Here is an 18114-nt window from a genome sequence, read left to right as displayed (position 1 = left end):
ATGGCTGCCGGATCGGTCACAGGCTGCGCTTGATTTCCACGATGTTGCCATTCACGTCGCGCTGCTCGATGACCATGCCGCCGAGCAGCCGCTCGACCGCCGGGACACCGATCAAGGCGGAGTCCTCCACCTCGATGTCGTCGTCGCTCGGGATGAACTCCGCCGGATCATCCATCGGCGGCTCCGGAGGCAGCGGGATGCCTCCCCAACTGCTGGCGGACTGCACCGGCCCGGCGGCCGGAGCTGCGTCCTTGGCCTGGTTCATCAGCTGCTGGTAGCGGCTCATGCGCCCGGTGCCGGCGTTCGGGGTCGGGGCCGTCGGAACGCTCGCGGACGGCGCGACGGGATCCGGGGCGCCCCAGGACGGCGCGGTTTCCCGGGCCGGGGCCTGCGGCTGCTGGACCGGCCGGGACGGTTGCGGCGCGCTGTGCGGTGCCGGGGCGACCGGCGCTGGTGCGGCTTGACGGACCGGAGCCTGCTGGACCGGAGCCTGCTGCGCAGGAGCATGGGGCTGTTCCGGCAACGGAGCCGGGGCCTGCGGTTCGGGGTCGCGGGCGATGGCCGCCGGCTCGAAGGACTCCGTCGTGCTGCCCGGGCGCAGCGGCGTCGATGATACCGGGCGGTCGATCGTGAAGCCCGGGGGCTCGGCCTGGCGGGCGCTCATCCCGGCGGTCATGCGCGGACGCGGAGCCACCGGAGGGCCGTCGAAAGGACGCGGAGCGCTGCTGCGCTGCGCGTCCGGGGCCACCGGGGCCTGGGCGGCAGGCGCTTCCTGCGGGACTGACTGGACCGGTTGCACCTGCGGAGCACGGTTCGGCTGCGCGGTCGGAGCCGCTGGCTGGGCCGGCGCTTGCGCCGGAGCCGGTGCCGCGTAGGGGTCGCCGAAGGCGCCGTCGTCCGGGAACGGCGGCTCGTCCATGTACGGTTCGTCGTAGGGCGGGGGCACATCGTCGTAGCTGGACATGTAGCCGTTGTCGCGCGCGGGCGCGGCGGCCGGGGCCGTCGGAGCCGTCGGCGCCGTCGGGGCCGGGGCCTGGCGCGGCGCCGGGGCGGCAGCAGGCTCAGGCCGAGCCGGCGCAGGCTTCGCGGGGCGCGGACCTACCCCAGCGGTGTCAGCCTTGGTGAACTTGGTTGGTGCTGGGGTTGGCGCCGGGATCGGCCGGCGCTCACCTTTTGGGGAACCACCGCCTGCGGGGTTCGAGCCGCCTTCGGTGATGACAACCTCGATCGGCCCTCCGGCCACCTGCGAAAGCACGCCGGTGAGCTTCTGCATCATATCCGGCCGGTTTCTCAGGTTGACGATCGGGCCGGAATTGCTGAAGGCCAGCGTCAGCGTGCGGCCGTCGAATCCAGCCACCGATCCGTAGTTCGAGACCATGGAGTGCAGCACGCGCGAGCTGGACTGCAGCTGTTCCAGAATCTGGGGCCATGCCTGCTGGAACTTGGCGACCGGAGAACCTCCGCCGGCAGCGGCAGCTGGCTGGTTTCCCTGCGGCTGAGGCTGCTGAGGAGCCTGCTGTTGCTGCTGGTACTGGTTCTGCTGCTGGGCCGCCTGTGCCTGCTGGCGTTGCGCCGCTTCGCGCTCTGCAGCTTCCCGCTGGGCTTGCTCCCGCTGGGCTTGTTCGCGGGCGGCTTGTTCCTGAGCCGCGCGCTGGGCTGCTTCACGCTGGGCCTGTTCGCGGGCGGCCTGTTCCTGAGCTGCGCGCTGTGCTGCTTCGTGCTGCGCCTGTTCGTAGGCGGCGCGCTGCTGGGCCTCGGAGTCCGGCTGGATTGGCGGGACCTGGGCTGCCTGCTGCTGCTGGGGTTGCTGCGGTGCATGGCTTGGCTGAACCGGGTTCTGCACCTGCTGCTGGGCCTGTTCGTAGGCGGCGCGCTGCTGGGCCTCGGAGTCCGGCTGGATTGGCGGGACCTGGGCTGCCTGCTGCTGCGGCGCGTGGCTCTGCTGGGCGCGGTTTTCGGCCGCACGGCGCGCGAACTCAGCCATCGCAGGGTTCTGCTTGACGTCGTCGATGGAGACACCGGTCCCGAAGGACAGGTCCTCGCCGCTGGCCGGATCCGGCACCAGACTGAATGGTGCAACGCCGTCGGGGCGCTCGGCGGGAACGCTCGGGCCAGGCTGGATTTCGGTGGTGACCGGGTGGCGGTCTTCCTTCGGCCCCCACGTGGCACCCCAATCGGCATCCGCTCCCGAGTTCAGCGAGGCTGCCGCTCCCGGGTCCAGTGGAGCGTTGATGTCATCCGCTGCCGGCGCAGGAGCCTGGGTCGCCTGCTGCGCGACGGGCTGCGGCTGGGCCGGTGCATGAGACGCCGGGGCTTCCTGCTGCGGCTGGGCCGGCTGGGCATGCTGGACCTGCGGGGCCGGCGCAGGCTGTACCGGAGCCTGCTGCATGTCGGTTTGTTGAACCGGTGCTGGCTGGGCTTCGGCCTGGACCTCGGCAGGAGCATCGGGAACGGGCTCCCCGTCGCGACGGGCCTTGGCCGCGGCCAGCGCCTGGCGCACGGCGGCGGCGCCCTGACGCGCGGCCCCCGGGTTCGGTGCCGAGCCCATCGCGAGGGCGGCGGCCTCGGAATCGTCGCCGTCCAGCGCGGGCAGCGCCCCACCGGTCATCGCATGGCGTTCCAAGCGGTCCAGTCGTGCGGCGAAGGAGCTGTCGGAATTCTGCGAACCGGGAAGCAGCAGGCGCGCCGCCAGCAGCTCCAGATGCAGGCGCGGCGAGGTTGCGCCGGTCATGTCGGTCAGCGCCTGATTGGTGACATCGGCCCAGCGGGACAGTTCGCCGGCCCCGGCCAGTCCTGCCTGCAGATGCAGTGCTTCGAGCTGGTCGGCGGGAACGGCGCGCAAGATCTTCTCCAAGCCCTCCGGCATTGCCTTGGCGATGACCAGATCGCGGAAACGCTCCAGCAGATCCTCGACGAAACGGCGCGGATCCAAACCGGTCTGGATGATGCGGTCGATCGCGCTGAACAGTCCAGCACCGTCGGATTCGTGCAGCGAGAGCACGACCTCGTCCAGCAGCGTGGAGTGGGTGTAGCCCAGCAGCGCGATGGCGGTTTCGTAGTCCAGGATCCCCTCGCGCGCACCGGCCATGAGCTGGTCGAGCACCGACAGGGTATCTCGGACCGAGCCGGCGCCCGCGCGGATGACCAGTGGCAGCACGCCGTCGGCGACCGCGACGTTTTCGCGGTCGCAGAGCACCTTGAGGTATTCCAGCAGCGCTTCGGGCGGTACCAGGCGGAACGGGTAGTGGTGGGTGCGCGAACGAATGGTGCCGATGACCTTGTCTGGTTCGGTCGTCGCGAAGATGAACTTGATGTGCGCCGGCGGCTCTTCGACGATCTTCAGCAGCGCGTTGAAGCCTGCCGAGGTGACCATGTGGGCCTCATCGATGATGAAGATCTTGTAACGGTCGCGGGCTGGGGCGAAGGTCGCGCGTTCGCGCAGGTCGCGGGCGTCTTCCACGCCGCCGTGGCTGGCCGCGTCGATTTCGATGACATCCAGGGATCCGGGGCCGCCGTTGGCCAGCTCTACGCAGCTCGGGCAGGTGCCGCACGGGATCGGGGTGGGGCCCTGCTCGCAGTTCAGGCAGCGTGCGAGGATGCGGGCCGAGGTGGTCTTGCCGCAACCGCGCGGGCCGGAGAACAGGTATGCGTGATTGACCCGGTTTTTCTCCAGAGCGGTCATCAGCGGAGCGGTCACGTGCTCCTGTCCGATGACATCGGCGAAGGTATCGGGACGATATCTGCGGTAAAGCGCTGTAGTCACGCCGGTTCCCTATCGGTTGCGCGATGCCGGGGGCATCAGCTGTTGGACAATGTTTTCAGGCTTCACGATCCACGGTTCGCGCGGAAGCGCGGCCGGGTCGAATGCCTCCAGGGCTGCCTGCAAATCCTGACCCGGCAAGCCCAATGACTCTAGCAAAAATGCGCGTACTTCGGCCGGACGCACACCTTGTTCGGTGATCTCTTCGAGCGTTACAGCGCCGTCGCGCTTGGCCAGCCGTTGGCCCTTTTCATTCAGCGCCAGCGGAACGTGCGCGTAGGTCGGAATGGTGTAGCCGAGCAACTGGGCGAGATGCGCCTGACGCGGGGCTGACGAGAGCAAGTCGTCGCCGCGGACTACTTGATCGATTCCGCTGGCGGCATCGTCGACGACGACCGCCAAGTTGTATGCGGGTGCTCCGTCATTGCGCACCAGCACGAAATCATCAACCGCGCCGGTGTAGCGGCCGGCGAGCTCGTCCTGAACAGAAAATTCGTTCACTTCGGCGCGCAGGCGCAACGCCGCCGGACGGTGCAGCGCCTTTTCGGCACGTTCTCCGGCGGTGAGATTCCGGCAGGTGCCCGGGTAGGATCCTGGCGCAGCATGCGGAGCGCTGCCCGCTTCGGCAATATCCTTGCGGGAACAGAAGCATTCGTAGACAAGCCCCTGTGCTTTCAGTTCGTCCACAATGGTTCGGTACACAGGCAACCGGTCGGACTGGCGCACCAGTGTGCCATCGAAGCTCAAACCTAGAGCGTCGAGCTCGGCAAGCTGTTCGGCTTCGGATCCTGCGCGAACACGATCCAAGTCTTCGACGCGCAGGAGAAAATCGCGTCCAGTGGAACGGGCGAAAAGCCAAGCCAGGACTGCGGTGCGCAGATTACCGATGTGGAGGCGCCCTGACGGGCTAGGGGCGAAACGGCCAGCGCCCACTTGGACTCCATTCGGCTTGCGTAAAAAAGTAAAGACCCCTCATGCACCTGCCAGAGCCCATCTACCCTTGCTACCTTCCGGTCCTGGGGGAGTTCAACAGGATGACACCACACGAGGGGTCACCAAAAATACTACCCGAGGAAGGGGTGTGTATAAAAATCGTAAGGCGTGCGCTTGCTCTCACCGGTTGCCCGGAGTAGAAGTGAACGAAAATTTTGATCAGATTCCTCACGCGGTTCGTAACCCCAGCGGCCAACGGGTGGCATTTTGATGACGGGAGAGAAATCTGAGGCAAATTTTTGATCAGAAAATTGGCCAGATGAAGGTTGGTCAAGAGCGACTGGGAGGGTGAAATGCTCTAGCACTCGCGAGGCGCTGAAGGAAAAAATCTGGTCAAAATTTTTAGATGGGCACTGCCTGAGCCACCGTGTTCGCGCAGGACGGGCGAGCTGGCCGAAACAGTGAGGAAGGATTCTGAACAAAAAAATGATCAGAAACACAACTCAGTCGGGCAGTGGATCTGCTGGCTTGGGACGAAGGCTGAGGCGAACTGAGCAAGAAATTTGATCAGAATTCGTCATGGCGCGGCAACGCTGACCGCTGTTTCTGCTTGAGCCGCAGATAGTCAGAGCCGTTGCGTGTTGTGATTGGGGATTTTGTTGGTTAGCCAGGAACACATGGCGAACTAAGCCCTTCAACGTGGGTGCTCGTTTTTCCGGAGGAGCGTTTTTGTCGTCCTACTGGCTGTCGAAAGAACTGGAAGTCTGGATTCCTGATCAAAAAAATTGATCAGATTCACTTCACTGGGCAGTACCACTGCGGAGTCTAGCCAGCTGCAGCTTCCGGAGGGTCGTACCAGCCAAGTACTCTGCGAACGCGATCAGTCATCTCAACTTCGGGAAGGACTGGTGTTTGGCTCTTCTCGAAGTCGAAGTTCTGAACCGTTTTCACGCTTCCCGGAACTTCTAGGCAGACGATTCCATTCGGGGTGCGCCAGCTGACAGAGCCATCTGGACGATAGGTTACTTCCCAACCCAAAGCGTGCTTGAACAGCTGATGCCTTTTGCAAAGTAGCTCGGTGTTCGTACGCGATGTGTGGCCTCCCTGAGCCCAACCGTCGATATGGTCAGCCTCGGACTGTTCGGCCAGCCGATTGCAGCCTGGGAAACGACATTGAACGTCGCGGAAACGTAGAAGATCCTTGAGAGCCTTGCTTGGACGGTACTTTTCCCTGGCGACATCAATCGCGGCGCCGGTCCAGGGATCGGTTAGTACCTTGATGAACGAGGGCGCTTCCTGCGCGATCTTCAATGCAGTGCCAATGGGTATGGGGCCGTAACCTTCCAGCTCGGCAAGGGCTTTCTTGGGATCCGCCAACATTTCCAAGGCAGGAATCGTTACGGCAACGCGGGCTTTCAACGGAGTGCCATTGCTGTCCGGCCATCCATCGATCATTGCATCCCGGAAAATATCGGCTCGGCGTTGACGTTCGGTCCGTTCATCATCCTCATCCACATTCGTTACGGCGAACCAGTTGACGGTGTTGACCATGCTGAAAATATCTTCCGCAGGAAGATACACCTGCAAAGTGGCCATGCCATTTTCGTCCGCCCACCACGTCACGGAGCGGAGCTCACGGGCCTCCTTGTGCCGTTCGTCAAGGGGTTTCGGATGGAGCCGCTCTCGCATGCGGCGAGCTCGTTGAGAGATCGCTGAATCAGTTGCCGTCTTAGCCAGAGGGAGCAACACATGTTCCATCTGCTTGATGTCTTCAGGGACCAAGTCTTGAGATTGCTTGACTATTTCTCTGGCTGCTTTGGTAGTGATCTCACCGTTGGCCAGGGCCGAAAGGGTATCGACGCATAGATTGCGAAGACCTTCCGCCGTAAACAGCTTGCCTTGAATGTGTGTTTCCGAATCACGCATGGCAATCGCTGCTTCGGCGATGAAAGAGGACCTGACAGTGATCTCGTCAGCCAAATTGACGCCGTAGTACTTGGCGGAAAGCTGCTGGGCTTGATCGTCACCTTGATCGAGCAGGGACTCTTGGACACCCCGGCTGGTAGCTTCGCGGGCGCACATTTCCAAGGTGTCTGCCATGAGGGATGCTTCGGCTGCATCCAGCATGCTTCGAAGCCGGCCGATGATTTCAAGGCGTTTCATTCCGTCTGCTGGCGAATCCGCTGGCGGAAGGTTGTATAAATCCAAGGCTGTCGAAGCGAATTTATTGAAGAACTTATGCTGGTCGAGCTCCCCATCCCACACTCCTCCTGAGCCAAAATTCATTCGAAGGCCAGGAGGATACATCGGTAGACGATGAGCATCATCGTCGCTGTGAAATACCTCTCTTTTGCTCATGTTATTGAGTATCCTCCCTGCCACGGACAGTTTGGAGGAGCCGGTTTCAATGTGGGGAAAGCGCGAAAAACGCCAAATCTAGAGGATTACGATGTTGAGTGGAGTGAGTTTTGCCGGCGCGCTGCCTTCGATTCGTGATTGAGCGGAAATTTAGATATGCTTGATTCTGCTCCACGGAGCAAAATGAGGAGGATTCGCCTAGCGGCCTATGGCGCACGCCTGGAACGCGTGTTGGGTTAACGCCCTCAGGGGTTCAAATCCCCTATCCTCCGCCATTGGAAAGCCCCCGAGAAATCGGGGGTTTTTTCGTTTAATTCCACTTGCATGTGATCTCAGGAATGCGGGGTTCCCCGAAGCGAACCAGCATGGTCTTGGACTGTCAGCTGGTTTACTGGAACAACCCCTCACCGGCATGCTGACCCGAGCCAAGTGAGTCATCTGCTGGTTTCCATGCGATCCATGATTCTGCCCTGGAATTCCGGGTCTGGACAGCATCCAGAATGAGCATTTTGCCCGATTTGCCGACAACTTCCAGTTTTGGCCGCATTGGCGGGAGATCGGCGTATCATCCGAGGCGAAGGTGGACATCCAAGGTCTGCCGGTGGAGTGGGAAGTCGTGGGCCATGTCCGTAGTCAGCAGTGAGATTGCCGTTGATTGCCAAAATCCAATGCTCGTTGCCAAGTTCTGGTGTGAAGTTCTGGGTTTTGAAGTTCGAGAGGAAGCCGTTGGTCTGGTGACCATTGGGCGGCGCGGAGGCGGGCCAAACGAGGTGGTTATCTGTTTTGCGCAGGTGCCGGAGAAAAAGAGCATCAAGAACCGGTTGCATCTTGACCTCAGGCCGCAAGGTACTTCGCAACAGGACGAGATTGACCGAGTGCTGGCGCTGGGGGCGCAATACGCAGACGTCGGTCAGGACGATAACGAGGACTGGGTCGTTCTTTATGACCCGGAAGGTAACGAGTTCTGCGTGCTCTCCGGTAGCATTTAGTCCACGCAGCGGTCTGTAACGTTAGGCCGCCGCGATCGCCTTAACAGGGGATTGGGGAAAAACGTGGTTGGGGAAATAGCAAAGGCGGTCGTCATTGAGTATGACGAGGCCGTGCGTGGAAAGATGACAACACTGCTTCGGCAGATCGGGTTCGCCATACAGGAGGAGTCCAGCGGGCAAAGGGGTGTTGCGCTGGCCCAGAGGGCAAAGCCGGATCTCGTTGTCGTCGGCTTTGGCCTGCCCGATATCGACGGCATCGAAACGATACGCCGTGTCAGCGCCAATCTAGATGCGTACGTGTTGGCCGTGATGGACATCAGCGAAGAGATTGAGGTGGTCTTGGCGTTCGATGCGGGAGCGGATGGGTATTCTCCGAAGCCCCTGCGTGAACGCGAATTCCGGGCCAGAATAGATTCGTTCTCGCGCCGACAGGCCCGCATCAATCAGATGATCAGCGACAGGAAGGGTTCTGTCGTGAAAGTGCTCAGCCACGGCGCACTGCGACTGGATTCTTCAACGTGGGAAGTTCATCTGGACGGTGTTCCCATTGTCTTGACGGCTACCGAATTCGCTCTCCTCCATGTGCTGATGCAGGTTCCGGGAAGGGTGCGGAGCAAGAAAGAGCTTGCCCGAAGGGTCAGTCTCGACAACGACGATCTTGAGCATGGCTATGTTTCGGACTCGGACGTTCGAAGTATTGAGGTACACATAGCTAACCTCCGACGCAAGCTAGGTGACTCTGCGCGTTCTTCACTGTGGATTGAGACAGTCAGAGGGGTTGGATACAGATTTGTAAATGACCCCGGTTCATACTAGTGGTAGCTGTAGCCTTTTAAAACCACTCTTTAGACTTTCATATGCTTGATGCAATCTTGAGCTAATTGATAACACAGCTTAAGTGTGATCTTGCACAATGAGTCCCATGGCCGAAGGGCCTAGCGGGAACTATGAAACTGAACGATGGCTGGGTTTTGGGGGAATAGCCAAATCGCCTTGGGGGAGGCGTCGGGTAAGACAGAAAGCTCGCGGAAAAACGTGAAGACTTCGATGCGGTGGCGCAATACCCCGTCGAAGTCTTCACGTTTATTTTTGTTTATCCGAGCTCTTCTTGAGCCGCTAAGGCTAGGCTGTGGCCCTGTTCTGGACCAGCTGCGGGTAATGGATCGCGGCAGTCTGCGGATGGGCGCGCAGCCAACCCTTGAGGACATTGGCCCCGTATGAGGCGAGCATCGGGTTGTGCGGATCGTCGGAGACGCCGCGGGCGTCTGCGGCCAGCTCAGCTGGCAGCTCGACCTTGTCGATGACCGCGTCCAAGCGCGGGGAGTAGAAGAATGGCACCGAGTAGCGGTCAACGTTGGCTGGCGGGGCAATCACTCGGTGGATAGTCGCCATCAGGTAGCCGTCGGTGGCGACTTCGAGCATTTCACCCAGGTTCACGACGAGTGCCCCGGGGGTCGGAGGAACCTCGATCCATGAATCCTGGCCGTAGGGCTGTACCTGCAGCCCGCCAACCTGGTCCTGCAGCAGCAGGGTGACGAAGCCGTAGTCCGCGTGCAGGCCGACGCCCTGGTTTCCTGCCTCCGGCACGATCCCGCCGCCCACGTAGTGCACCAGCTTGCCCATCCAGGCTGGAGCCCCTGAGAACGGCTCGTCGAAGTAGTCCTCGCCGAGGCCCAGGCCCACGGAAATCGCGGAGAGCAGTTCGTGCCCGGTGCGGTTCATCAGCTCGGCCCATTCCATGGCGCGTTCGCGCAGTTGGGGGAAGTCTTCGGGGAACTGGTTGCGGCCCTGCAGATTCAAGTACGGCTTGTCGGCCGGCACTACGGCCAGCGGCTCGCGGTCCGGACCGTAGTCGATCTGTTCACGGGAATCGGCGCGGCCGCGGGTGATCTCGGTGCCCAAGCGGGTGTAGCCGCGGAACTGGGCGCTGTTGCGGTTGTCGAGCGCGATCTTCTCGTCGACCGGCTTCGCGAAGAACTCGGCAACCGTGTCCAGCAGTTCCTGATCCTGGTTGGCGCGCGAGGCGTACCCGACGATCTGGAAGAAGCCGACGCGGTGGGCAGCGTCGAGCAGTGCGGCAACGAACTCGGGATTGAACGTGCCATCGGCATTCCGGGAAGTGGAGATATCAAGGACTGGGATCTCGGTTACTACGTTGTTCATAACCCTAGGGTGCACCCGTTCGGTGGATTGTTACTATCTAAAATTACGCACCGTTCCGCCACGTTTCCGCCGTCGTAACAATCCTTGCCAAGGCCTGTTTCCGGGCGCATAATTTGCGCTTGCGGGGCCCGGTGGATGGATCTGGCTGTGAAGCGGATGCTTGCGGTTCGCGATTCGGCGTCGCCCCGTTCGACGTGGATAATGCCCGATTCGGCGCCTGGGCCGGCGAACGCGTCGCTGAATCAGGTAATTTGTTACGCGGTTCCCTATGCTTGAAAGAGTGATTTTCCGAGCCGTAGGCGATTCGCGTCCGTACCCCGAGCACGAGCTGTCCAGCCCCCGCGACTGGAGCGCCATCCCGCCTTCGCAGGTCAAGCTCGACCAGCTGGTAACCACCAAGTCAACTCTTGATCTGGAAACGTTGCTCTCCGAGGATTCAACGTTTTTCGGCGACCTGTTCCCGCACGTCGTGCGCTACCGGAACGTGCTGTATCTGGAGGACGGGCTGCACCGGGCGCTGCGTTCGGCGCTGCACCACCGGTCGGTGATCCATGCCAGGGTCTTGGATCTCGACGCGGATTAGGTAAGCTGTCGCCACAAAGGGTAGCTGCCTGAAAGTGGGTGCGATGATGCACGAACGCGAGGATCCTGCGACGTTGCGCGGGGCCCACATCGTTGGCGAGCGCGAGCTGAGCTTCGTGTCCAGCGCCCAGGCCAAGCGCACTGCCCGCAGGCGCCAGAACGTCATCTTCTCGATCATGGCCATTGCGGTGCTCGTGGCGTTCATCGCCGCCACCCTGTCCTTCACCGGAGTGCTGAAGATCGGCGGCAGGCCCACGCCGGTGCAGGCCGACGAGCAGCCGGCCGAGCCGATCGCCAACCCGGCCTGCCCCACCTCCATTTTCAACTACCAGGACCCTGCGAGCTTCAAGGTGCGCGTGCTGAACACGACCACCATTTCGGGGCTGGCGGGCAGAACCGCCGAGGCGCTGAAGAATCGCGGCTTCCAGATCTCGGCGACCACCTCGGGGCTGGACAGGTACGAGGACAAGGTCGCCGTGGTGCTGGCCGGGCCCCAGGGCTATGCGCAGGCGCTGACCATCCAGCGCCAGGTGCCCGGCTCCGAATTCGTCTACGACGAGATGATGTACGGCACCGAGGTGGACCTGGCGCTGGGCACCGGATTCGAGCACCTGGTCAAGGAGCGCAAGCTGGACACCGCCCCGGGCACGCTGGAGTGCATCGCGCAGCAGTAGCGGGCCGCCGGCCCGGCGGGTGCTAGCTGGCTCCGACGGTTTCGGCGTGGACCTGGGTCAGCGCGTTGGCGAAGACCTCGGCCGGCTGGGCGCCGGAAATTCCGTACTTGCCGTCGAGGATGAAGAACGGCACCCCGGTGACGCCGATCTGGCGCGCCTGGGCGATGTCCGCGTTGATCTCGTCGGCGTAGCTGCCGGCCTCCAGCGCGGTGCGCAGCGCGGCGGCATCCAGCCCGACGTCGGCGGCCAGCTGCAGCAGGGTGTCCACGCTGCCGGTGTCCAGGCCCTTCTCGAAGTGCGCGGAGAGCAGCGCTTCCTTCATTTCGCCGCCCAGCCCCTGCTGCTTGGCATGCTCCAGCACGCGCAGCGCGGTGAAGGAGTTGGCGACCACCAGCTTCCCGAAGTCGTAGTTCAAGCCCTCCTCGGCGGCCTGGGCGGTGACGTGCTGCAGCATGCCCTCGACCTGGGCCGGGTCCATGCCCTTGGCCTTGGCCAGGTAGTCCAGCTCGCTGCCGTCGTAGTGCTCGGGCAGGGTCGGGTCCAGCTGGTAGGCGTGCCAGTAGACGTCGACGTCCTGGGCCAGGCCTGAGGATTCCAGGCCGGATTCGAAGCGGCGCTTGCCGATGAAGCACCATGGGCAGGCGATGTCGGAGAAGATGTCCACGCGCAGGCGCTTGGCATCGGCGGGATTCTGGGAAGCAGCGGTTTCACTCATGCCCGTATAACGCGCCGCGGCGCGCGGGCATTCCTTCGGCAGGGCGTTGCCTGCGGCACGGGATAATGGCAGCAGGCGGGAAACCGCAGTCGGGAACGGAAAGGGCGGGGCGGCGTTCGGTGGCCAGAAATCTGGGATGGCGCGGAATTTTCTTCGCGGGGGCGATCACCGCGATGGCGGGGTTCGTCGACGGCGTGGGCTTCATCCACCTCGGCGGCTACTTCCTGTCCTTCATGTCCGGCAACTCGACGCGTTCCTCGGCCGCCCTGCTCACCGGCGATGCCGGCGGCTGGGCCATGGCCATGGGGTTCGTGGGCAGCTTCGTGGGCGGTGTGGTGCTGGCGACGGTGCTCACCGCGCGGGCCGCGCGCTACCGCAGGCCAATCGTGATGTACCTCAGCGGCGCGCTGCTGGTCACCGCCGCGCTGCTCGGTTCGCTGGGCACGCTGGGTTTCGGCGGGGCCTGCCTGCTGGCGGCCTCGATGGGCGCGGTCAACGTCTCCTACACGCGCTCGGGGGAGGTGTCGCTGGGGCTGACCTACATGACCGGCACGCTGGTCAAGCTCGGACAGCACCTGGGCGGCGCGATCCTGGGGCTGCTGACCGGCTCGGACCGCGGAGCCGGGCGGCTGCTCTGGGTCCGCTACGCGGTGCTGTGGGCGATGATCACGCTCGGCTCGCTGGCCGGGGTGTTCGCCTACCTGCACCTGGGCCTGTCCAGCCTGTGGATCGCGGCCGGAGGCATGCTGCTGTGGGCCACGCTGGCCCTGGCCTCGGAACGGCGCACCGCGCAGCAGCCGGAAAACCCCGTCGGGGTGCGCCGCGAGATCCGCTAGCCTGCCGGCGGCCGCCTAGCGGCCGGTGGAGACCGCTTCCGAATCGCGTTCGCGCCCGTCCGCCGAAGGGCCGCCGGAGGTGCCGCGCACCGCGAAGCGGTAGACCACGGCCAGGATGGCCAGCCAGGCGGCGCCGGTGTACAGGGCCACGCGGGTTTCCGCGCTCAGCGCCAGCAGCACGACCACGAAGACCATGAACGCCAGCGCGATCCAGGCGGTGGTCGTCCCGCCGGGAACCGCGAACTCGCGCGGGCCCTGTGGCGCGGCCGCGGCGTCCTTCTTCTCGGCCCGGCGCATCGCCAGGTAGGAGGCGAGGATCATGATCCAGACCCACACGGTCGCGAAGGTGGCGATCGAGGCGATGATGGTGAACAGCTGCTCCGGCAGCAGCACGTTGAGCACCACGCCGACCAGCAGCACGATGGTCATGACGACCACCGTCATCCACGGCACGCCGTTGGAGGAGACCTTCGCGAAGGACTTCGGGGCATGGCCCTCGGCCGACATCGCGAAGAGCATGCGCCCGGCGCCGAAGGTGTCCGCGTTGATCGCTGACACGGCGGCGGTGATCACCACGGCGTTGAGCACGTGGGCTGCGGCAGGGATGCCCAGCGCGTCGAAGATCTGCACGAACGGGCTCGCGCTGCCGTCGATCTGGCGCCAGTCGAAGAGCATCATGACCACTGCCAGCGAGGCCACGTAGAACAGCAGGATGCGCCACGGCACGGTGTTGATCGCGGCCGGCACCGAGCGCGCGGGGTCGTCCGCCTCGCCGGCGGTGATGCCGATGGTCTCGATGCCGCCGAAGGCGAACATCACCACGGCGAAGGACAGCAACAGCCCGGTGAAGCCGTTGGGGAACAGCGTTCCGGCGGCCATCAGGGTGTCGATGCCGGTCGCGGTCTGCGAGTCGGGGGCGTTGAAGCCGAAGATGATCAGCGCGATGCCGCCGCCGATCATCGCGATGATGGCGCTGACCTTGATGATCGCCAGCCAGAACTCGGTCTCGCCGAACACCTTGACCTTCATCAGGTTGATCGAGGCAATCAGCAGCACCACCGCCAGCACCCAGATCCAGGCGGCGACGTCGGGGAACCAGAAGCCCATGTAGACGCCGAAGGCGGTCACGTCGGCGATGGCCACGATGGCCATCTCGAAGGTGAAGGTCCAGCCGGTGATGAACCCGGCGAAGCGGCCCAGGTAGCGCGAGGCGTAGTGCGCGAACGACCCGGAGACCGGATGCTTCACCGCCATCTCGCCCAGGGCGCGCATGACGATGAAGACGGCGGCGCCGCCGATCATGTAGGCGAACAGCACGGCCGGGCCGGCGGCCTGGATGGCGGCGGACGAGCCATAGAACAGGCCAGTTCCGATGGCCGAGCCCAGGGCCATGAAGCGGATGTGGCGGGCGGTGAGCCCGCGGGCGAGGGATGCCTTGATTTCGGTCACGATGAACTGCTTGGATCCTCATTCGGGGGTTGGGGTGCACGTGCTCCGGTGCCGCGGAGGGCCGGTGCAACGTACCAAATCGTACGGGTTCCGGCAAGGAGATGGGGTGAAATTGTGTCTGGGCAAACCCGTGGGATTGCCCACACCCGCCGGGCGCGGGGCACGCGCCGGTGGAAGAATGGTGCGCATGAAGCTGGGATTCGTCCGCCACGGACAGACGCAATGGAACCTCGAAGGCCGCCTGCAGGGAAGCAGCAACATCCCGCTGAACGGCACTGGCCGCGCGCAGGCCGCCGACGCGGTGCAGGTGCTGGCCGGCGGGAACTGGGACGTGGTCGTCTCCTCCCCGCTGGACCGCGCGCGGCAGACCGCGCAGATCATCGCCGACGGGCTGGGCCTTGAGCTGGGCCCGAGCTACGAGCTGCTGGTCGAGCGCGACTATGCGCAGGGCGAGGGCATGATCGAGGCCGAGGCGCTGGAGCGCTGGCCCGGGAAGATCGGCGGCGGCATCGAGCCGCTGGAATCGGTGGTGGCCCGCGGGCGGCGCGCCATCGAGCAGATCATGGAGGATTTCCCCGGGAAGAACGTCGCGGTCGTCTGCCACGGCACGATCATCCGCTACACCCTCTCGGATTTCGCCGGCTACACGCTGGACACCATCCGCAACGGCTCGGTGGCGGTGCTCGGGCAGGACGAAGCCGGCCGGCTGCGCCTTGAACTGGTCAACGACCAGGTGCCCGCCGCCCGCTAGGACGTCGTCCCGCTAGGCGCCCGGCACCACGCGCTGCACGCTGGCGGTCAGCTGCGAGTCGTGCTGGCGGTTCTTGATCGCCACCAGCCACGAGCCCAGGTCCAGATAGGCCCGGGTGCGCACCGGCGGCGCGGAGAGGAAGACGTCGTGCAGCGCGTCGGCCAGCCGCACCAGGTGCAGCTCGCGGCCCAAATCGAGGCTGCGCTCGGCGATCTGCTGGACGTTCAGCGCGACGTCGGACTTCGACGCGGCGTCCTGCCAGCGCGGCAGCAGGTAGTCCTTGGCCGAGAGCATCACCAGCACCGGCATCGCCAGGTCCAGGCCCTTCTTGACCTTCGCCTGCGCGTCGAAGACCGCTGAGATGAACCCGGTGGTGATCTTGAAGCCGTTGACCGGGCGCCAGGCCAGGTCGTAGTCCCATTCGCCCTCGAACTGGCTGGAGACCGTGCGGGTGTAGAAGCCCGGGTCGATGCTGGGCAGGAAGCGGTGCGGGTTGCGCGCGCTGGAGGCCTGGAACAGCTTGGACAGGGCAGTGCGCCCCAGCTCGCTGGCCTGGAATTCCAGCCACGGGCTGTTCAGCGCCAGCGCCTCGATCTTGTGCGGGTTCGCGGCCGCGTACAGCGACGCGCTCAGCCCGCCGGTCGAATGCCCCAGCAGCACCACCCGGGTGCCGGGGTGGGCGCTGGTGATGATGCGCAGCGCCGCGTCGAACTCCTCGAAGTACTGCTCCAGGTTGTTGGTGAACCCCGGGGAGGTGTCGGCGGCCGACTCGCGCTGGGCATCCAGCGGGAGGTTGCGCCCGTAGTGACGCAGATCCAGGGCGTAGAAGTCGGCGCCGGCGTCGCTGAGGAACCGCGCCAGCTCGTGCTGGAAGAAGTAGTCGGACCAGCCGTGCACGTAGAGGATCGACAGCCCGCGCAGCGGCGGGGCCAGCCGCGGGAGTCGGGAAGGCCGGCGGTGGCGGACCAGCGTGGCGGTGGATCCGTCGAGCAGCGGCAGCGTGCGCCGGGTGAAGCCCTCGCCCAGGACATCGGGCTCCCACAGGTCCTCGGCCGGGTTTTTAAACTGGAACGCCATGGCTTCAGCCTACCCAGTAGCCCGCGCTTTCAGGGCGCGAAAAACGGCATCCACCCGCGGGAATGGTTACCAACGGATGAATGCCGCAATTCGTGGCCGATTTTACGAGGACGACTTGGAAACGAATCGGCCGGGTCTATGGGGTGGCGCCTGCGCGGCTAGCCTGCCATTTCCAGTACTGGAACCGGCATGTCCAGGTAGCGCAGGTAGGCGTTGCGGGTCATGAAGGTCGGGAAGTCGTCGCGCAGTGCGCAGGCTTCGAAGATCTCCATGGCGGACTCGAAACGGTCTCCCTCGAAGCGCTCCATGCGGTCCATGGTCTCCTCGGCCAGCTCCTGCACCCAGCGGCGGGTGATGATCTCGCCCTGGTCGGTGATGGCCGACTGGTGGATCCACTGCCACAGCTGCGAGCGGGAGATCTCGGCGGTGGCCGAATCCTCCATCAGGTTGCGCAGCACCACGGCGCCGTTGCCGCGCAGCCACGACTCGATGTAGCGGATGCCGATCTCGATGTTGTCGCGGATGCCCTGCTCGGTGATCTTGCCTTCCAGCCCGGCCACGTCCAGCAGCGCGGTGGCGGAAACCTGAACGTCTTCGCGGGTGCGGCCGATCTGGTTGGGGTTGTCGCCCAGCACCTCGGTGTACACCTCGCGGGCCACTGCCACCAGGTCCGGGTGGGCTACCCACGAGCCGTCGAAGCCGTCGGCTGCCTCGCGGGCCTTGTCCTCGCGCACCTTGGCCAGGTTGATCTCGTTGATCGAGGCATCCTTGCGGCTTGGCACGAAGGTGCTCATGCCGCCGATGGCGGTGGCGCCGCGGCGGTGGCAGGCACGCACCAGCTGCTCGGTGTAGGCCCGCATGAACGGTGCGGTCATGGTCACCGAATCGCGGTCCGGGAACACGAAGCGCGGTCCGCGGGAACGGAAGTTCTTGATGATCGAGAAGATGTAGTCCCAGCGGCCGGCGTTCAGGCCCGAGGAGTGCTCACGCAGTTCGTAGAGGATTTCCTCCATCTCGAAGGCCGCGGTGATGCATTCGATGTGCACGGTGGCGCGGATGGTGCCGCGGTCGATGCCCATCATGTCCTGGGCCATGTTGAACACGTCGTTCCACAGGCGTGCCTCCAGGTGGTTCTCCAGCTTCGGCAGGTAGTAGTACGGGCCGCGGCCGGCTGCCATCAGGCGCTTGGCGTTGTGGAAGAAGTGCAGTCCGAAGTCGACCAGCGAAGCGGACATCGGCGCGCCGTTCACCCGCAGGTGCTTCTCCGGCTGGTGCAGTGCGCGGGGGCGGACCACGATGGTCGGCAGCTGCTTCAGGTCGTGGGTGTCCAGCTTGTACTCGCGGCCGTCCGGTGCGGTGAAGTCCAGCTCGTTGTCGAGCACGCGGATCAGGTTCACCTGGTTCTTGATCACGTTCTGCCAGGTCGGGGAGCAGGCGTCCTCCATGTCGGCCAGCCACACGTTGGCGCCGGAGTTCAGTGCGTTGATTGCCGCCTTGCGCTCGATCGGCCCGGTGATCTCCACGCGGCGGTCTTCCAGACCCGGAGCGATCGGGGCGACCTGCCATGAAGCGTCCTCGCGGATGTTCCGGGTTTCTTCCAGGAACTTCGGGTCGCGGCCGTTGGCGATGCGGGCCCGGTTGAGCTGGCGGCTCTGCATCAGCTCGGTGCGGCGGTTCTCGAAACCCTGGTGCAGTGCGGAGAGGAAGTCCAGTGCCTCGCTGGTGAGGATCTGTTCCTGGTAGCGCACTTCGGTGGCGGTGATGGTGATGTTGTTCAGGGTGATCGGGGTGTTCATGACAGCGTCCTTAAAGCTTAAAAATGGTGGT

14 protein-coding genes, 1 tRNA gene and 1 other RNA gene are annotated in these 18114 nt (G+C 64.2%); 7 read left to right on the top strand and 9 right to left on the bottom strand.

The annotated features are described in order from the left end of the window. Positions 1-16: 16 nt before the first annotated feature. The 4 genes from IEY43_RS18175 to IEY43_RS10005 all read right to left on the bottom strand — a co-directional run bounded on the left by IEY43_RS18175 (position 17) and on the right by IEY43_RS10005 (position 7051). Positions 17-3763: a DNA polymerase III subunit gamma and tau gene (locus tag IEY43_RS18175; protein ID WP_229777349.1), complete on the bottom strand. Its 3747-nt coding sequence runs from the start codon at positions 3761-3763 to the stop codon at positions 17-19. Between the two features lie 9 nt (positions 3764-3772). After that, positions 3773-4693: a tRNA glutamyl-Q(34) synthetase GluQRS gene (gene gluQRS, locus IEY43_RS10015; RefSeq protein ID WP_188948457.1), complete on the bottom strand. Its 921-nt coding sequence runs from the start codon at positions 4691-4693 to the stop codon at positions 3773-3775. A gap of 27 nt (positions 4694-4720) precedes the next feature. Next, an RNA gene (gene ffs / locus IEY43_RS10010) (signal recognition particle sRNA small type) lies at positions 4721-4817 on the bottom strand. Positions 4818-5518: 701 nt separating this feature from the next. Continuing rightward, positions 5519-7051 carry an HNH endonuclease signature motif containing protein gene (locus tag IEY43_RS10005; protein WP_188948456.1) on the bottom strand — a complete coding sequence of 511 codons (1533 nt, stop codon included), beginning with the start codon at positions 7049-7051 and terminating at the stop codon, positions 5519-5521. A gap of 187 nt (positions 7052-7238) precedes the next feature. On the opposite strand from IEY43_RS10005, the gene IEY43_RS10000 reads away from it, so the two are divergent. The 3 genes from IEY43_RS10000 (at position 7239) to IEY43_RS09990 (ending at position 8856) form a co-directional block, all read left to right on the top strand. Beyond that, positions 7239-7326 (top strand) — tRNA-Ser (locus tag IEY43_RS10000). Between the two features lie 348 nt (positions 7327-7674). Further along, complete coding sequence (locus tag IEY43_RS09995) at positions 7675-8040, top strand: VOC family protein (RefSeq protein WP_188948455.1); 366 nt, start codon at positions 7675-7677, stop codon at positions 8038-8040. Between the two features lie 51 nt (positions 8041-8091). Continuing rightward, positions 8092-8856: a response regulator transcription factor gene (locus IEY43_RS09990; protein WP_188948454.1), complete on the top strand. Its 765-nt coding sequence runs from the start codon at positions 8092-8094 to the stop codon at positions 8854-8856. A 306-nt stretch (positions 8857-9162) separates the two neighbouring features. Here IEY43_RS09990 and IEY43_RS09985 read toward each other — a convergent pair whose 3' ends face one another. After that, complete coding sequence (locus IEY43_RS09985) at positions 9163-10203, bottom strand: isopenicillin N synthase family dioxygenase (protein ID WP_188948453.1); 1041 nt, start codon at positions 10201-10203, stop codon at positions 9163-9165. 280 nt (positions 10204-10483) lie between these two features. Here IEY43_RS09985 and IEY43_RS09980 point away from each other — a divergent pair, with 280 nt between their 5' ends. Both IEY43_RS09980 and IEY43_RS09975 read left to right on the top strand, forming a co-directional pair. Beyond that, complete coding sequence (locus IEY43_RS09980) at positions 10484-10786, top strand: type II toxin-antitoxin system VapB family antitoxin (RefSeq protein ID WP_188948452.1); 303 nt, start codon at positions 10484-10486, stop codon at positions 10784-10786. A 43-nt stretch (positions 10787-10829) separates the two neighbouring features. Beyond that, the gene (locus IEY43_RS09975; RefSeq protein WP_188948451.1) at positions 10830-11459 is read left to right on the top strand and encodes a LytR C-terminal domain-containing protein; all 630 of its coding nucleotides are present in this window, start codon (positions 10830-10832) and stop codon (positions 11457-11459) included. A gap of 22 nt (positions 11460-11481) precedes the next feature. Here IEY43_RS09975 and IEY43_RS09970 read toward each other — a convergent pair whose 3' ends face one another. After that, positions 11482-12174: a DsbA family oxidoreductase gene (locus IEY43_RS09970; RefSeq protein ID WP_188948450.1), complete on the bottom strand. Its 693-nt coding sequence runs from the start codon at positions 12172-12174 to the stop codon at positions 11482-11484. A gap of 119 nt (positions 12175-12293) precedes the next feature. On the opposite strand from IEY43_RS09970, the gene IEY43_RS09965 reads away from it, so the two are divergent. Beyond that, on the top strand, positions 12294-13010 hold the full coding sequence (locus IEY43_RS09965; protein ID WP_188948449.1) for a YoaK family protein: 717 nt from the start codon (positions 12294-12296) through the stop codon (positions 13008-13010). A 15-nt stretch (positions 13011-13025) separates the two neighbouring features. On the opposite strand, the gene IEY43_RS09960 is transcribed toward IEY43_RS09965, so the two are convergent. Continuing rightward, on the bottom strand, positions 13026-14402 hold the full coding sequence (locus IEY43_RS09960) for an amino acid permease (RefSeq protein WP_188948521.1): 1377 nt from the start codon (positions 14400-14402) through the stop codon (positions 13026-13028). A gap of 244 nt (positions 14403-14646) precedes the next feature. On the opposite strand from IEY43_RS09960, the gene IEY43_RS09955 reads away from it, so the two are divergent. Next, positions 14647-15210, top strand: a complete 564-nt coding sequence (locus IEY43_RS09955; protein WP_188948448.1) for a histidine phosphatase family protein — start codon at positions 14647-14649, stop codon at positions 15208-15210. Positions 15211-15222: 12 nt separating this feature from the next. Here IEY43_RS09955 and IEY43_RS09950 read toward each other — a convergent pair whose 3' ends face one another. Together IEY43_RS09950 and aceB are read right to left on the bottom strand one after the other, a co-directional pair. Continuing rightward, positions 15223-16287, bottom strand: a complete 1065-nt coding sequence (locus tag IEY43_RS09950) for an alpha/beta hydrolase (RefSeq protein ID WP_188948447.1) — start codon at positions 16285-16287, stop codon at positions 15223-15225. A gap of 158 nt (positions 16288-16445) precedes the next feature. Then, entirely contained in the window at positions 16446-18083 is a 1638-nt protein-coding gene (gene aceB / locus IEY43_RS09945; RefSeq protein ID WP_188948446.1) for a malate synthase A, read from the bottom strand. Positions 18084-18114: the final 31 nt, after the last annotated feature.

Source organism: Glutamicibacter protophormiae (assembly GCF_014647495.1).
Lineage (GTDB): Bacteria > Actinomycetota > Actinomycetes > Actinomycetales > Micrococcaceae > Glutamicibacter > Glutamicibacter protophormiae.
The sequence above is the reverse complement of the archived record's forward strand: the minus strand, read 5'-3'. Positions and strand labels throughout refer to the sequence as shown.

Bases quoted from the DNA above. Each gene is read 5' to 3' on its own strand.
- IEY43_RS10005 (WP_188948456.1), bottom strand. From the start codon at position 7,051: ATGAGCAAAAGAGAGGTATTTCACAGCGACGATGATGCTCATCGTCTA.
- IEY43_RS09995 (WP_188948455.1), top strand. From the start codon at position 7,675: ATGTCCGTAGTCAGCAGTGAGATTGCCGTTGATTGCCAAAATCCAATG.
- IEY43_RS09985 (WP_188948453.1), bottom strand. From the start codon at position 10,203: ATGAACAACGTAGTAACCGAGATCCCAGTCCTTGATATCTCCACTTCC.
- IEY43_RS09975 (WP_188948451.1), top strand. From the start codon at position 10,830: ATGATGCACGAACGCGAGGATCCTGCGACGTTGCGCGGGGCCCACATC.
- IEY43_RS09970 (WP_188948450.1), bottom strand. From the start codon at position 12,174: ATGAGTGAAACCGCTGCTTCCCAGAATCCCGCCGATGCCAAGCGCCTG.
- IEY43_RS09960 (WP_188948521.1), bottom strand. From the start codon at position 14,402: ATGGCCCTGGGCTCGGCCATCGGAACTGGCCTGTTCTATGGCTCGTCC.
- IEY43_RS09955 (WP_188948448.1), top strand. From the start codon at position 14,647: ATGAAGCTGGGATTCGTCCGCCACGGACAGACGCAATGGAACCTCGAA.
- IEY43_RS09950 (WP_188948447.1), bottom strand. From the start codon at position 16,287: ATGGCGTTCCAGTTTAAAAACCCGGCCGAGGACCTGTGGGAGCCCGAT.
- aceB (WP_188948446.1), bottom strand. From the start codon at position 18,083: ATGAACACCCCGATCACCCTGAACAACATCACCATCACCGCCACCGAA.